Here is a 15,566-nt window from a genome sequence, read left to right on the forward strand (position 1 = left end):
CAATGAGCGACGCTATTAAACACGAATGTGGAATTGCACTTGTTAGATTAAAAAAACCATTACAGTTTTATAAAGATAAATATGGTTCTGCTTTTTACGGAATCAATAAAATGTATTTGTTGATGGAAAAACAGCACAATCGTGGACAAGATGGTGCAGGTTTTGCTAGTGTAAAATTTAATGTAGCTCCAGGAACTAGATATATCAGTAGAGTTCGTTCTAATCAATCACAACCAATACAAGATATTTTTGGGCAAATTAACGAACGCTTAAATGGAGTTTTAAAACAAAACCCAGAAATAAAAGACGATGTTGCTTGGCAAGAAGAAAACATGCCTTATGTTGGTAATTTATTTTTAGGGCATGTTCGTTATGGTACTTTTGGTAAAAATAGCATAGAAAGTGTGCATCCTTTTTTACGTCAAAGTAATTGGAAACACAAAAACTTAATTGTTGCAGGTAACTTTAACATGACAAACTCTAACCAAATGTTAGAAGAGTTAATTGAATTAGGTCAGCATCCAAAAGAGTTTACAGATACTGTAACTGTGATGGAAAAAATTGGCCATTTTTTAGAGGATGAAGTGGGTAAATTATATCAAAAAGCAAAGAAAAAAGGATTTAGTAAAAGAAATGCCTCTTCGTTTATAGAAGAAAAATTAAGTATTAAAAAAGTATTAAAAAGATCTTCTAAAAACTGGGACGGTGGTTATGCAATGGCTGGTTTAGTTGGCCATGGAGATGCTTTTGTTTTAAGAGACCCAAATGGAATTAGACCAACTTATTTTTATGAAGACGATGAAGTAGTAGTAGTTGCATCAGAAAGACCAGTAATACAAACTGTTTTTAATGTAAAAATTGATGAAGTGCAAGAACTTGAAAGAGGGCATGCACTAATCATTAAAAAAAGTGGGGTTACTTCGATTAAAAAAATAATAGAACCCAAAGAAAATAAAGCCTGTTCTTTTGAACGTATTTATTTTTCTAGAGGTAGTGATGCTTCCATTTACGAAGAACGTAAAAACTTAGGGAAATTTGTTTTTCCACAAATATTAAAATCAATAGATAGCGATATTTCTAATACCGTTTTTTCTTTCATTCCAAATACCGCAGAAACTTCTTTTTATGGAATGACAGAAGCTGCAGAAGATTTGTTAAATCAACAAAAAACGGCAAAAATTTTAGCTGGAGGCACAAAACTATCAGCAAAAAAAGTTACTGAAATTTTATCAGAAAGACCTCGTTTTGAAAAGATAGCCATTAAAGATGCAAAATTAAGAACCTTTATTGCAGATGATAGTAGTAGAGATGATTTGGTAGAACATGTGTATGATATTACTTATGGTGTTGTAAAACCTACTGATAATCTTGTTATTATTGATGATAGCATTGTTAGAGGAACCACTTTAAAGAAAAGTATTATTAAAATTTTAGATAGATTAAGTCCTAAAAAAATAGTGGTTGTTTCTTCTGCTCCTCAAATTCGTTACCCAGATTGTTATGGAATTGACATGGCAAAAATTGATGGTTTTATTGCTTTTAATGCAGCCTTAGAGTTATTAAAAGATACCAATCAATATCATATTGTTAAAGATGTTTACAATAAATGTAAGGAGCAACAAGCCAAAGACGATACAGAAATTGTAAATTATGTAAAAGAAATTTACAAACCTTTTAAGGCTGAAGAAATATCTGTAAAAATAGCTGAAATGTTAAAAACAGCAGATATTAAAGCAGAGGTAGAAGTAATATATCAATCTATAGAAGGCTTACATAAAGCATGTCCAGAAAATCTTGGAGATTGGTATTTTACAGGTAACTACCCAACTCCAGGAGGAATGAGAGTTGTTAATCAAGCTTTTATTAATTTTTATGAAGGGAATGATAAGAGAGCCTATTAAAATACTCTTTTTATTAATTTTTTTATTAAACCTTAAATCCATACCTATTAACTAAAAACAAGGTCATGTTATCTAATATATAAAGAAATAGTGGACTTAATTTTTATTTTTGTAATACCCCCTTTTTTCAAATTACAAATAAATTATGATCAAATTTTTAGCAAAAATACTTTTACAAAAAATACTATTTTTTACCCTTTTTACGCTAAGTATAAGCTCTACAGCTCAAAAAGGACCTGGAGGAATTGGAAATACTGATGGTTTATCAAGCCTAGTTTTATGGACAAATCCTGATGATATTATCGAAGTAGATGATGCCGCATTTGCAGGATGGGATGATTTATCTGGTTTTAGTTCAGATTTAACACAACCTACAACTATACTCCAGCCAAAAATAAAAAAGAACCTTCTTAACGGATATGATATTGTTCGATTTGATGAAACAGTTGCTTCAATTGCAGCAGATGGAAAAAGACTCCAAAAAACAAATTTTACAAATTTCCCTACCACTGCAATTTCTGGTTTTTATGTAAATAAGACAGCAGACGCGAGTAGTGATGGTGTTCTATCTTATGCTTCAACTGCAAGTAATAATAATTTTCTAATATTTAATAGTGATAACCTACAGATATATAGAAATAACCGTCGAACTTATAATTTAGAAGCAAACACTAATGTTTGGAATATTGTTGGATTTGGATGGAACAGTGTTGGAGGAACTTCTAGAATGTCTCTAAATGGCACAAATAGTATTACTGTTAGTGCTAACCAAAGCGGAACTCCAATTACAGCAGGAGGAGATTTAGCTTTAGCTGGAGAACAAGATGGTAATAGTGGCTCTCCTTATTCTTTTGACCCTAATCAAGCACATCAAGGTGATTTTTCTGAAGTAATTATTTTTAATACTTACATCACTGATGTAGAAAGAATAATAGTTGGTAATTATTTATCTGCTAAATATGACATTGTTTTAGATGCTTCAAAGAATTTTTATGATGAAGATACATCTGGTGAAGATTTTGATTTTAATGTTGCAGGAATAGGACAAGCATCAGATGGAAGTAATCACACCGATTCTCAAGGAACAGGAATTATAAAAATAAATACACCAAGTTCTTTAAGTGATGGAGATTATTTATTTTGGGGGGAAGATGTAAAAGATGCAAGTTATAATTTCTCTTTATCTTCAGATTACAACCAAGTTTTAGATACCAAATGGAGAGTTAGTAAAACAAATGATTTAGGAACAGTTTCAGTTTCTATAGCTGGTTCAGATTTAGATTTTGCTGGTAACACTCCTTGCTCTATTCAATTAATCATTGATAATGATAGTGATTTTTCTTCACCAACTTCAACGATTACTTTTACAGAAAGTGGCGGTATTTATACAGCAACAGGTGTACCATTTACAGACAATGATTATTTTACAATTCAATACCAAGATTTAATTGTGGTAGATGATACTCAATTTTACAATGGCTCAGGGAATTCTAATGTACCAAATACCAGTAACAATTGCTACAAACTTTTAGTAAAAAGTTCTTCTGATGGAAGTTTCCCTTTAACAGAAGATGCAAATGTTAGAGAAATTGCAGTAGAATCTGGAGGTATTTTAGCAGTTAATTCTGGTTTTAAATTACAAGTTGCCAATGGTATTGCTAATGATGGAGAAATTCGGTTGGTAGGTACTTCTCAACTAGTACAAACACACACAGGTACAAATTTAAACACAGGTTCTGGATCGCTTTATGTAGATCAAACTGCAAGCACTGGTAATGTGTATAATTCTGGTTATTGGTCATCACCAGTAAGAAAAACAGGAACAACTGTTGGTACAGATTTTTCTATTGATGATATACTAAAAGATGGCTCTATACCAATTGCTGCAACACCAACTTTAGGAGAAGCTATTGATATTGATTTTATTGCAGGTTTTGACGGAGACAATAGTAGTACACCTATAAAGATTAGTGATAGATGGTTGGCTACCCTTATAAATGCACAAGAATTTACACTAATAGACGCTACAGATGCAGTATTAAAACCAGGTTTAGGATGGAACATGAAAAGTACAGGAGCCTCTTTTACATTTAAAGGAATTCCTAATGATGGTATTTACACAGCCTCAATTTCAGAAGACAATTACAGTTTATTGGGCAATCCTTACCCTTCTGCTTTAGACTCAGAAAAATTTATTACAGACAATTTAACAGAAATTGTTGGTACCATTTATATTTACAATAGTGGTGTGGCAGATAACTCTCATGTTAGAAGTGAATATACAGGTAGTTATGACACCATAGTTTTGGGTATTACAACTGGTGATGCTTTAAATTTACCTATCGGACAAGCTTTTATTATCACCAGAACAGATACTGGTTCTGGAACTGCAACCTTTCAAAATTCACAAAGAACAGGTATAGATGTAAGTGCTACACCTGCAATTATTGCAAAAACAAGAAATACAAATAGTTTTCCTATTTTAAGATTAGGTTTTGAATTTGATGTAAACCAAAACCAAACTTATAAAAGATCGTTAGTTGTGGCTTTTAGAGGCTTAACAGCAAGCTTTGAAAATGGTTATGATGGAGAAATGTTCGATCAAAAACCTAGTGATTTAAGTTTAAAGATTCAAGATAGTGAAAGCCCTTTTGTAATATCTAGTATCGAAGATTTTAATGAAGATTTAGAAATCCCTCTAAAATTAGTGTTAGACCAAAATAGAGCAGCAACATTTAAAATTAATGCTTTAGAAAATTTTGACCCCGTAACTATTTATTTGAATGACAGACTAGAGAATAAATTCTATACTTTATCAGAAGAAGGAGTGATTTTAAATTTAAACCAAGGCACTTATGAAAATCGCTTTTTTATCACTTTTAAAAATAATACACTATCAACTTTAGAACCTAAAATCGATTCAAATTCTATTAAAATTATTTCAAAAAAGGATAAAGAAGTAGTCATCAACAACCCCTCTAGTTTATTTTTAAAAACCTTAAAGGTTTATGATTTATTAGGTAAACAAATATTAGATACTAAATTAGAGACTCTTAAATCTCAAATAAATCTAGATTTAAATAATAATTCTTCATCAATTTATATAATAGTTTTAGAGACAAATAATGGTGTAATTAGAAAAAAAATAATCCTTCATTAAAACTAATTTATTATTTAATAAAAATTTAAAGTTGTATTTTTTACAAACACTAGTGTGTTTAAAAGATTGGTTATCAGTTATTTTTTATTGATATTTGTAGTGCTAACTAAACTATCTTTTCATTATTTTTAATAATGTTTGACTATAACCAGATTTTATACACACTAGAAAACCCAAACAAAAATGGCATTTTAATTTTTGTTATTGGCTTTTTATTTGCACTATCTTTTTATCATATTTTGTTGTTTATACAAAATAAAGACAAAGTCTATTTTTACTATGGCTTATACACTTCTTTAATTTTATTAGCATACTTAAACCTTATATCTACAGGTTTTTTTGCACTAATTGTAAAACCTTTTTTACCAATTTTAAATTCTTTTGAAGTTTTTTTAAAGTGGTTGTTTGCTGCTGTCTATTTTATTTTTGCATTTGAATTTGTAGAATTAAAAAAGTATTCTAAAAAATGGTACAAAATCATTTTTTATTCCATTTATGGGGTAATAGCAATTGGGTGTGTAATTCAAGTAATATCTTTAATCATAAAAGATATATCATATATATTTAATTGTTATTTTCTAGTATATATTCCTGTAATATCTATTATTTCATTTATAGGTTATTACATGCTTTTTAAAATGAACCATCCTCTAAAACACTATATTATTATAGGTTCGTTGGTTTTATTTGTTACCTCTATTATTGGAGCTGCAATTTCTTTTTTAGAATTATTACCCCTAGAAAACAGGTTAAGAGATAGTATCTTTTATTTTGGTGTAATCATAGAAAATATTTTCTTTTCACTTGGGCTAGGACATAAACAAAAGTTAATTTATGAAGAAAAAAATAAACAAAAAGAATTAAGGTTACAGGCTATTTTAGAGGCTCAAGAAACAGAAAGAAGTAGAATTGCTAGAGAATTACATGATGGCGTTGTACAAGAAATTGGAAGTGTTATTTTAAAATCTAGACATGCTTTATCTAAATTGGATTTGTTACATACTAACGAATCTCAAGAATTGTTAGAAAGCTTAGAGAATTCTAATAAAAACCTTAGAACTATTTCTCATCAAATGATGCCAATAGCTTTAAAAGAACTAGGTATTTCTTCTGCAATAAATGATTTATTAGAAAATAGTTTAACTTATTTAAACATTAAACATACTTTAGAACTTTTTAATATTTCTGAAAGGTTACCAGAAAAAATAGAAGTTACTATTTATAGAGTTCTTCAAGAATTGATTCATAATATTACAAAACATAGTAAAGCAACAGAAGTTAATGTTCAATTATTTAAATCAAATAATCATATTATTTTAATAGTAGAAGATAATGGTGTTGGTTTCAACGCTAAAAAAAGTAAAAAAGGGATTGGTTTATTAAATATTTCTAGTAGGCTAAATATGCTAAATGGAACTGTTAATTTTGAATCTAGCAATAATAATGGTACTTTAATAACCATAAAAATACCTGTAATATAATGCCTATAAAAATTTTAATAGCAGATGACCATCCTTTAATTGCAGAAGGGATAAAAAATGTTTTTGAAAATAAAGAAGATTTTCAAGTTGTTGCTGTTGTTAATAATGGTAAAAAAGCTATCAACTTTATAGCACAACATTTAGTAGACATTGTGCTATTAGATATCAATATGCCAATTATGGATGGAATTGAGTGTGCTAAAAAAATTACATCCGAATTTAAAGAGGTAAAAATTGCAATGCTTTCTATGTATCAAGAATCTTCTCTCATAAAAAATTTAATAAAGATTGGAGTGAAAGGATATATGTTAAAAACAATCCCTAGTGAAGAGCTTTTAAAGGCAGTTAAAAATATTTACAACGGTAAAGAATATTTTAATACAGAAGTAACCAAAGCATTGCATTCAGAAAATTCATCAAACTTAGAGCAATACTATAAAAGATCTCCTCTTTTAAAAGAATTAACTACTAGAGAAAAAGAAATTATTAAATCTATTTCTCAAGGAAACACAAATGTTCAAATTGGTAAAAAACTATTTATAAGCCCAAGAACAGTAGATACCCATAGAACAAATATCATGCGTAAATTAGAAATACATAATATGGCTGCTTTGATTCGTTTTGCATTTCAAAATGGGCTAACCTAATAAAACACTAAATAAATTGTTTTAACATACATTTAAGACGTTATTTTTATGGCTTTCATAGATTTATCAAAATCTAAACTAAAAGAACAATGACCTCAAAAAAAATACTTACGAAACTACTTTTAGTTACTTTTATATTTGGTTTATCTTCAGAAATGAGTGCTCAATTCTGGAAAAAAAAGAAAAAAGTAGCTACTAAAGAAACACAAAAATCAAAACCAAAAAAAGGAGATTTAAAACCTTATAATAAAGTAGTTACTAAAGATTTTAAAACGGACGATGGGTTGTTTAAAGTGCATCAAAAAGAAAGCACCTATCTTTTTGAAATTCCAGATTCACTTTTAAGAAGAGAATTATTAATGGTTACAAGAATAGCTAAAACTGCTTCTGGAATTGGTTTTGGAGGAGGTAAAACAAACACACAAGTATTACGTTGGGAAAAGAAAAATAAACAAATATTATTACGTGTTGTTTCTCATGATGTTGTTGCAGATACTATTTTGCCAGTACATGAAGCAGTTGTAAACTCTAACCTAGAACCTATTTTATTTTCATTTCCTATTAAAGCAATTAGTAAAGACTCTACAGCAACTGTAATTGATGCAACCTCATTATTTTCTACAGATGTGAAACCTTTGGGTTTTCCAGACTCTTACAGAAAAAAATATCAGGCATCAAGAATGGACAAAACACGCTCTTATATAGAAAGAGTGAGCAGTTATCCTCAAAATATTGAAATTAGACATGTAAAAACCTATTTTGCTAACAAAGCACCATCTAACAGTGCTATGGGTTCTATAACTTTAGAGATGAGTAATTCTATGATTTTATTACCTAAAACACCTATGAAACGTAGATATTTTGATGAACGTGTTGGTTGGTTTGCAAGAGGTCAATTAGATTATGGTTTAGAAGCTCAAAAAAGTAAAACGGTTACTTATTTAGATAGATATAGACTAGAAGTTAAAGATGAAGATATTGAAAAATTTAAAAGAGGCGAACTCGTAGAACCTAAAAAACAAATTGTTTATTATATAGATAGGGCAACTCCAGAAAAATGGGTTCCATATCTAATAGAAGGTATTAACGATTGGCAAGTTGCTTTTGAAGCAGCAGGTTTTAAAAACGCAATTATTGCCAAAAGAGCACCTTCTAAAGAAGAAGATCCAGAATTTAGTCCAGAAGATATTCGTTATTCTGTAGTTCGTTATTTAGCATCTCCAATTCCAAATGCAAATGGACCTCATGTAAGTGATCCTCGTTCAGGAGAAATTTTAGAATCAGATATTAATTGGTATCACAACGTAATGTCTTTATTACACAATTGGTTTTTTATTCAAACAGCAGCCATTAATCCTGATGCAAGAAGTAACAGTTTTAAGACTGAAACTATGGGAGAATTGATAAAATTTGTTTCCTCTCATGAATTAGGACATACCATTGGATTGCCACATAATATGGGAAGTTCTTCTGCTTACCCAGTAGATTCTTTACGTTCTGCTACCTTTACTAAAAAATATGGTACTGCACCTTCTATTATGGATTATGCTCGTTTTAACTACATTGCTCAACCAGAAGATAAAGGTGTTTCTTTAATGCCAAATATTGGTCTGTATGACAAATATGCAATTGCTTGGGGATACAGACCCATTTTAGATAAAACTGCCGAAGAAGAAAAGCCTATTTTAGATTCTTGGATACTAAAACATGCAGGTAACCCAATCTATAGGTTTGGACACCAACAAGCAAGTGGTGTTGTAGACCCTAGCTCTCAAACAGAAGATTTAGGTGATGATGCTATAAAAGCATCTATGTATGGAATTAAAAATTTAAAAAGAATTTTACCTAATTTAGAAGAATGGACTTCTGAAAAAGGCGAAAATTATGAAGACTTAGCCAATATGTATGGCCAACTATTAGGGCAGTTTGATAGATATATGGGCCATGTAACTGCAAATATTGGTGGCGTTTATGAAAATTTTAAAACAACTGACCAAGAAGGTGCAGTGTATACACATGTAAACAAAGCTAAACAAAGAGAAGCCTTACAATTTGTAATAAATAACTTGTTTAAAACACCAGTTTGGTTGCTAGATAAAAACATTTTTAGCAAAACAGAATTTTCTGGTTCTGTAGAAAGAGTTAGAGGTTTACAAGCAAAAACACTAAACAATATTATAGACGCTGGTAGAATGGCACGTATGATTGAAAATGAAACTTCTAATGGAGCTAATGCCTATTCTCTAATTCATATGATGAGAGATTTACGTAAAGGTGTTTGGAGTGAAATTTATAAAACTAGCTCTATTGATACCTATAGAAGAAACTTACAAAGAGCATATTTAGATCGTTTAGATTATTTATTAAATAATGCAAAAGATCAAAGAGGAAAAAATAGTGGTTACATTAAAAATACGGGTATAACCATCAATCAGTCTGATGTGAAATCTGTTGCAAGAGGCGAATTAAAACGTTTACAACATGATGTAAAAGTGGCTTCTAGAAGAGGGAATACATTAACAAGATATCATTTACAAGATGTAGTAGATAGAATTGATACTATTTTAGATCCTAATTAAAATAGCTTTTACAATTTTTAAGCCCCTTGCTATTTTAAATTAGTAAGGGTTTTGTATGTATACAATGCTATAAAAAGTACACTATCTTTGCAACTCAATATTTTTCATGAGTCATACACTTTTATCTTCCTATTTACAAAATTCTCTTATCAATTTGCGAACTCAACAGAAATACGTTAAATTTGAAATATGGAAATAAATATTCAAAATGCCAAAATTGACCTAATTCAATGGCTAACTACTCTTGAAGATAGTTCCTTGATTAAAAAAATTATGGAATTGAGAAAAAATGAAACAGAAGATTGGTGGAATACGACTTCTGATGCTGAAAAAAAATCTATAGAATTAGGAATTTCAGATGCTGAAAATGGTCATTTAAAATCAAATTCTGAAGCTAAGAAAATATATGGAGAATGGCTATAAAATTCTTTGGACAGACCACGCTTTAAAAGAATTAGCAGATACTTACGAGTATTTGAAAATACATTTTTCAGAACGAGAGTTAAAAAGACTCTCTACAGAACTTCACAATACTTTAAATTTAATATCACGAAATCCATTTCTTTTTCCATTATCAGAAAATAAAAAAGTTAGAAAAGTGGTTATTAGAAAATTTAACACAATGTATTATCGCGAAAAGCAAAATCACATTGAAATTCTTTCATTTTTTTCTAATAGACAAAATCCTAACAAAAGAAAAATATAAAATTAAGAGCAAGCTAATATCACAAAATAAATTCCGCTACACGTTTAAAAACTACCCTATCTTTGCAGCTCAATATTTTTTATGAGTCACACACTTTTATCATCTCCTTTACAAGGTTTTACAGATTATAAATTCAGAAATGCGTTTAACCATTTTTTTGGTGGAATAGATACTTTTTATTCGCCATATATTCGTTTGAACGGAAAAATGGTCATTAAAAACTCGTATCAAAGAGATTTACTTCTTGAAAATAACAACACATTAGAAGTTATTCCCCAAATTATTACCAATGATGTGGATGAATTTTTATTCGTTTCTAAATACGTAAGAGAATTAGGTTATAATGAATTGAATTGGAATTTAGGTTGTCCTTATCCTATGGTTACAAAACGAGGAATGGGTTCTGGTTTAATTAGCGATGCTAAAAAAATAGATAACATTCTGCATCAGGTTCATAATGAATCTGACATTTTAGTTTCTATGAAAATGAGAATGGGATATGAAAACCCTGAAGAAATTTTAGATGTTTTGCCTATTTTAGATAAATATCCTCTTAAAAACATCGCCATTCATGCAAGAATAGGGAAGCAATTGTATAAAGGAGGAACAGATTTAGATTCTTTTCAAAAATGTTTAGACAATACTAAACATAAAATGTATTATAATGGCGATATTACTTCTGTTGCTGCTTTTAAAAAACTACAACAACGTTTTACTACAATAGATCATTGGATGATTGGTAGAGGCTTAATTGCAGATCCTTTTTTACCAAGTATGATTAAAAGTAATACTACAACATATCCAAAAAACAGGTTTGATATTTTTAATGAATTCCACGATCGTATTTACCAAGAATATGATGCTGCTTTATCTGGACCAACACCTATCAAAATGAAAATGTTAGGTTTTTGGGAGTACTTTTCTCAAAGTTTTTCAAATCCACAGAAAACCTATAAAAAGATTAAAAAAGCAAGCAATGCTAAAAAATACGAAATTGCTGTGAGAGAAATTTTGAAAGAAGCAAAAAACGGATAGTTATATTCTTTATCACTAATCTGGATAATAACTCCACTTACCAAATTTATGATTGTAATAATGCGTTGTTCCTTGAGTACCAATATAATATTGCAACACAAAGTTTTGTTGGTTAGCAGTACGATAAGAAAAATGCTTTGCTAATTTTTGTTTTTTAAACTCATATTCCAAAATATTCTCTGGAAAAATTTTATTCAATTCTTTATAATTATAAACGAATTTACGTATTTCTAAAGCTTCTTTTTTAAGTTCAGACCATTTTATGAACAACACAACTTTATAGGGAATTACTATACCCCCAATTATCAATGCTATAATATAAGCTATAATTTTTAGTCTAAAAAAATAACATAAAACCGGAATTATATTTAACAAAAATATAAAAACAAACAGCATTTGTTTTACCTCACCTAAAGTGTAGTAGTAATAGTAACAGGCAATTATTTCTAGACATAGTAAGATTAAAAAGATAATCTTAAACAAGCTATCTATTTTTTGGTTTAGATGAAATCTCATAAAAATTAAACAAAAAACAGCGTAAAATATTGCTCTTTAGCATTAATAATACTACAATTTATCTATAGAACTTTCCTTATTAAAATCAATCAAAACATTGGCTATCACAGCATCAATTCTTTCTTTATTAATATCATATTTAAGACTAATTCCATTTTTCTCTGGAAATTGTTCTATAGTAACTGTTGTAGAAGGAAACGCAAAATCGACTCCTAATTCTTTCGCTAATTTTACAATAGCAATGTGTAATCTATGTTTAGAAGATTGTTCAATTCCCCAAGCCAAACTTTTAAAATACACATTTACCATAATTAATAAAGCAGAATCTCCAAAACCAGTAAACTCAACATTATAAGAATCTGATCGTGTTTCTGGGTGAGCAATAATAATTTCTCTAACTCCTTTTACAAAGGCTTCTATTAACTCTGGTGGTGTATCGTAACGCAAACCTAAGTTGGTGTTGTAACGTCTAAAAAGTCTTAAACCCTTGTTATTAATCACAATTTCAGATAATCTACTATTGGGTATTTGAAATACAGAGGTATCTGCAGCACGTACTTGTGTAGATCTAAAACCTACTTTTTCTACAGTACCTACAACTTCTCCTGCTTCAATCCAATCTTCTATATGAAAAGGTTTGTCGAGAAAAATCATAATAGTACCTATTAAATTTTTCACAGTGTCTTGTGATGCTAAAGCAAATGCCAAACCACCAATAGTTGCCCCAGCTAACATGGTTGTTGCATCCACTCCAAAAAGAATTAACAATCTAAATAAACCAACAACAATAACTATTCCTGTTAAAAAACTATGTAAAATGGGTACTAATTGGTCATCTAATCTGCCATGAGTTCTTTCTGTAAAATCCCCATAAATTTTCATTATAACTTGTACTAATTTTAAGAAAACGTAAATCCAAAAAACAGTTTCTGCAATATTTAATACTAAAAACACAAATGTATTGGTAGTTAAACCAAATTGTAAAGAAGGAAAAACTTTATCTACAAATGCAACTGTTGCCAGTAAACTTATAGGATGTGCTAACTTTTTTAATACTTTATTGATTTCTAAATTGGTGTTTTTTGTAATTTGATGCTGAATTTTTAATAAGATAAAAAAGGCGATTCTTTTTACAATTAAAAAAATAAGATATCCTAAAACAAGCATTAACAGTAAACCAATACACTGCCAAACTTCTAAACCAAGTATTTTTTTATGACCATAAGTAGGTATAAAGTCTTGTAATTTTTGAACATACCAAGGATAGACTTCTTTATATAAATTGTCTATAGCAGAAACAGTTTCTGATGAATAATACCAATTCCCTTCTATTTTTTCTACATAAATCTGAGGCATTCTTTGAGGGAACAATACATACCTTGCATACGTAGCATAACCAATAGTATCTTTATAATTAGGGTTTGTAGGTATTTTATTTACATCTACAAACAAACCTTTACCATCTAAAACTTGCTTTATTTTGATGGCTTTTTTAATTGCCTTTTCTTCAGTAAGTCCTAAAATAGTTTTTGCTGCTTTTTTAGGTTGATAAGAATCTGACTGCAAAAAATACAAATGCGTGTATACTGTAGCATTAGGATTTTTTAAATTTACGTAAGTAGAATCTATTTGAGCATTTGCTACAAATGAAACAAAAAATAATAGCCAAATTAAGGTACGCATTCTAATTTTGTTAAATTGATGTTAATTGAAATGCAAATTTAAACCTTTTCATTTTTTAAGTGTCAAAGAAGTACAATTAATAATTAAAACAAATAAAAATGAAAAACATAGTAACAGTATTAGTTTTAGTATTCGCATTTACATTTACTACACAAGCACAAAAAAAAGGAGGAAAACCTTCTGCTGAAAAAATGCTCATGAAAATGACAAAAGATCTTAACCTAACAGAAGATCAACAAAATCAGATTAAACCTTTATTGGTTGAACAAATAGCCGATAGAAAAGCTGCTATGGAAAAAAGGAAAGCTTTCCAAGAATCTGGAGAAAAACCATCTAAAGAAGAACGTAAAGCATTTAGAGAAGAAAGAATGACTAAACAAACAGCTATGCACTCTAAATTAGCAAACATTCTTAACGAAGAACAATTGGCTAAGTTTGATGCTCAAATTGAAGAAAAAAAAGAAAAAGCAAAAAATAGAATTAAAAAAATTAGAGAATAAAGTAATCAACTTTTCTAATTTTAGTTTGATTAAATTTTAAAAAGTTCGGTTTCTTAACAGAAACCGAACTTTTTTTTAATTAACTATTAGCTGTTAAAAACTTGTTAAACAGTTTTTTTGTATTAAACCCTTTTTCTTTTTATGAGTCAAAGAAGTATATAAAAAAACATTTAAAATAAAGATAGATGAAAAATTTAGTAAGCATTTTAGTATTGGTATTTGCAATAACATTTACTACACAAGCACAAAAGAAAAAAGAATACAAAAGACCTAAGTTAACAACAGAACAACACACCAATTTAGCTATAAAAAAAATGACTTTGGCTTTAGATTTATCTGAACAGCAACAGAATGAAATAAAGCCAATTTTAATGGAAAAGATGGCTGAAAGAAAAGCTGCTATGGAAAAAAGAAAAGCCTCTAAAGAGGATAAAAAAAGACCTACAGCAGATGAAATGTATGCAATGCAAATGCAACGTTTAGACAACCAAATTGCAATGAAAAGTAAAATGAAAAGTATTTTAAATAAAGAGCAATTTGAGAAGTTTGAAAAAATGCACTATAAGAGAAATAAAAAAGGAATGCATAAAAGGAAAGGAAAAAAAGGTAGTAAAAAATATAAAGGAGAAATGCAAAATCAAAATCCTGAATAATAGTAAATTGAATTAATTTTGGTTAGTTATTTGATTGATAAAACCCGATTTCTTAATTGAAATTGGGTTTTTGTTTTTATAACGAATTTGCGTTAGGGATAGAACGACATGTTTGAGCTCTTTTTTGTTTTTTCAAAAAAAGCGAGTAGTGAAAGCCCGACCTTTAGGGAACGCCCTAATATTATTCTTTAAACCAACTTGAGTATTTTAAATAATTGTTGGCAATTCTGTCGATTTCTCCAGAAATAAGTTCTTGCGAAATATCTTTTACTTTTTTGGCAGGAACGCCTGCATAAATACTTCCACTTTTTACATGCGTATTTTTGGTAACCACTGCTCCTGCTGCAATAATTGAGTTAGATTCTACCACACAATCGTCCATAATTATAGCACCCATGCCTACTAAAACATTGTCTTGAATTGTGCATCCATGTACAATTGCATTGTGCCCAATAGACACATTATTGCCAATTGTTGTTGGCGATTTTTGGTAGGTTGCATGAAGCACTGCACCATCTTGAATGTTGACTTTATTCCCTATTTTAATATAATGGACATCGCCTCTAATTACTGCATTAAACCAAACACTACAATCTTTACCTAATGAAACTTCACCTACAATTGTGGCGTTTTCTGCAATGTAACAGTCTTTTGGTATTTGTGGATGCTTCCCTTTTACTGGCTTTATAATTGGCATGTTTTATT

At 29.4% G+C, this 15,566-nt stretch carries 13 protein-coding genes; 10 read left to right on the top strand and 3 right to left on the bottom strand.

The window, feature by feature from the left end; genetic code table 11:
* The first annotated feature begins 2 nt into the window (after window positions 1-2).
* The 8 genes from Q0731_RS00560 (at window position 3) to Q0731_RS00595 (ending at window position 11,509) form a co-directional block, all read left to right on the top strand.
* On the top strand, window positions 3-1,901 hold the full coding sequence (locus tag Q0731_RS00560) for an amidophosphoribosyltransferase (protein ID WP_299058640.1): 1,899 nt from the start codon (window positions 3-5) through the stop codon (window positions 1,899-1,901).
* Between the two features lie 145 nt (window positions 1,902-2,046).
* Window positions 2,047-5,061 carry a T9SS type A sorting domain-containing protein gene (locus tag Q0731_RS00565; protein WP_299058641.1) on the top strand — a complete coding sequence of 1,005 codons (3,015 nt, stop codon included), beginning with the start codon at window positions 2,047-2,049 and terminating at the stop codon, window positions 5,059-5,061.
* 134 nt (window positions 5,062-5,195) lie between these two features.
* Window positions 5,196-6,542: a sensor histidine kinase gene (locus Q0731_RS00570; protein WP_299058642.1), complete on the top strand. Its 1,347-nt coding sequence runs from the start codon at window positions 5,196-5,198 to the stop codon at window positions 6,540-6,542.
* Entirely contained in the window at window positions 6,542-7,189 is a 648-nt protein-coding gene (locus Q0731_RS00575; RefSeq protein WP_299058643.1) for a response regulator transcription factor, read from the top strand. Before Q0731_RS00570 ends, Q0731_RS00575 begins: the two co-directional genes overlap by 1 nt.
* Window positions 7,190-7,278: 89 nt before the next feature.
* Window positions 7,279-9,768 (top strand): zinc-dependent metalloprotease, encoded by a 2,490-nt coding sequence (locus Q0731_RS00580; protein ID WP_299058644.1) that lies wholly within the window; start codon window positions 7,279-7,281, stop codon window positions 9,766-9,768.
* Between the two features lie 273 nt (window positions 9,769-10,041).
* Window positions 10,042-10,191, top strand: coding sequence for a hypothetical protein (locus Q0731_RS00585; RefSeq protein ID WP_299058646.1), 150 nt, complete (start codon window positions 10,042-10,044; stop codon window positions 10,189-10,191).
* Window positions 10,175-10,474, top strand: coding sequence for a type II toxin-antitoxin system RelE/ParE family toxin (locus Q0731_RS00590; RefSeq protein WP_299058648.1), 300 nt, complete (start codon window positions 10,175-10,177; stop codon window positions 10,472-10,474). The genes Q0731_RS00585 and Q0731_RS00590 overlap by 17 nt, the downstream gene beginning before the upstream one ends.
* A gap of 81 nt (window positions 10,475-10,555) precedes the next feature.
* Window positions 10,556-11,509 carry a tRNA-dihydrouridine synthase family protein gene (locus Q0731_RS00595; RefSeq protein ID WP_299058650.1) on the top strand — a complete coding sequence of 318 codons (954 nt, stop codon included), beginning with the start codon at window positions 10,556-10,558 and terminating at the stop codon, window positions 11,507-11,509.
* A gap of 15 nt (window positions 11,510-11,524) precedes the next feature.
* Here Q0731_RS00595 and Q0731_RS00600 read toward each other — a convergent pair whose 3' ends face one another.
* Together Q0731_RS00600 and Q0731_RS00605 are read right to left on the bottom strand one after the other, a co-directional pair.
* Window positions 11,525-11,782, bottom strand: coding sequence for a hypothetical protein (locus Q0731_RS00600; protein ID WP_299058652.1), 258 nt, complete (start codon window positions 11,780-11,782; stop codon window positions 11,525-11,527).
* A 294-nt stretch (window positions 11,783-12,076) separates the two neighbouring features.
* Window positions 12,077-13,708: a mechanosensitive ion channel family protein gene (locus Q0731_RS00605; RefSeq protein ID WP_299058654.1), complete on the bottom strand. Its 1,632-nt coding sequence runs from the start codon at window positions 13,706-13,708 to the stop codon at window positions 12,077-12,079.
* A gap of 98 nt (window positions 13,709-13,806) precedes the next feature.
* On the opposite strand from Q0731_RS00605, the gene Q0731_RS00610 reads away from it, so the two are divergent.
* Window positions 13,807-14,208 carry a Spy/CpxP family protein refolding chaperone gene (locus Q0731_RS00610; RefSeq protein ID WP_299058656.1) on the top strand — a complete coding sequence of 134 codons (402 nt, stop codon included), beginning with the start codon at window positions 13,807-13,809 and terminating at the stop codon, window positions 14,206-14,208.
* Window positions 14,209-14,393: 185 nt separating this feature from the next.
* Window positions 14,394-14,861, top strand: a complete 468-nt coding sequence (locus Q0731_RS00615) for a hypothetical protein (protein WP_299058658.1) — start codon at window positions 14,394-14,396, stop codon at window positions 14,859-14,861.
* A gap of 181 nt (window positions 14,862-15,042) precedes the next feature.
* On the opposite strand, the gene Q0731_RS00620 is transcribed toward Q0731_RS00615, so the two are convergent.
* Window positions 15,043-15,558, bottom strand: a complete 516-nt coding sequence (locus Q0731_RS00620) for a gamma carbonic anhydrase family protein (protein WP_299058660.1) — start codon at window positions 15,556-15,558, stop codon at window positions 15,043-15,045.
* Between the last annotated feature and the right edge of the window lie 8 nt (window positions 15,559-15,566).

It is taken from the genome of uncultured Polaribacter sp., from assembly GCF_947497695.1.
GTDB lineage: Bacteria > Bacteroidota > Bacteroidia > Flavobacteriales > Flavobacteriaceae > Polaribacter.

Excerpts from the sequence above, each read along its gene's own strand:
- Q0731_RS00560 (WP_299058640.1), top strand. The coding sequence starts at position 3 with ATGAGCGACGCTATTAAACACGAATGTGGAATTGCACTTGTTAGATTA.
- Q0731_RS00565 (WP_299058641.1), top strand. The coding sequence starts at position 2,047 with ATGATCAAATTTTTAGCAAAAATACTTTTACAAAAAATACTATTTTTT.
- Q0731_RS00570 (WP_299058642.1), top strand. The coding sequence starts at position 5,196 with ATGTTTGACTATAACCAGATTTTATACACACTAGAAAACCCAAACAAA.
- Q0731_RS00575 (WP_299058643.1), top strand. The coding sequence starts at position 6,542 with ATGCCTATAAAAATTTTAATAGCAGATGACCATCCTTTAATTGCAGAA.
- Q0731_RS00580 (WP_299058644.1), top strand. The coding sequence starts at position 7,279 with ATGACCTCAAAAAAAATACTTACGAAACTACTTTTAGTTACTTTTATA.
- Q0731_RS00585 (WP_299058646.1), top strand. The coding sequence starts at position 10,042 with ATGGAATTGAGAAAAAATGAAACAGAAGATTGGTGGAATACGACTTCT.
- Q0731_RS00590 (WP_299058648.1), top strand. The coding sequence starts at position 10,175 with ATGGAGAATGGCTATAAAATTCTTTGGACAGACCACGCTTTAAAAGAA.
- Q0731_RS00595 (WP_299058650.1), top strand. The coding sequence starts at position 10,556 with ATGAGTCACACACTTTTATCATCTCCTTTACAAGGTTTTACAGATTAT.
- Q0731_RS00605 (WP_299058654.1), bottom strand. The coding sequence starts at position 13,708 with ATGCGTACCTTAATTTGGCTATTATTTTTTGTTTCATTTGTAGCAAAT.
- Q0731_RS00610 (WP_299058656.1), top strand. The coding sequence starts at position 13,807 with ATGAAAAACATAGTAACAGTATTAGTTTTAGTATTCGCATTTACATTT.
- Q0731_RS00615 (WP_299058658.1), top strand. The coding sequence starts at position 14,394 with ATGAAAAATTTAGTAAGCATTTTAGTATTGGTATTTGCAATAACATTT.
- Q0731_RS00620 (WP_299058660.1), bottom strand. The coding sequence starts at position 15,558 with ATGCCAATTATAAAGCCAGTAAAAGGGAAGCATCCACAAATACCAAAA.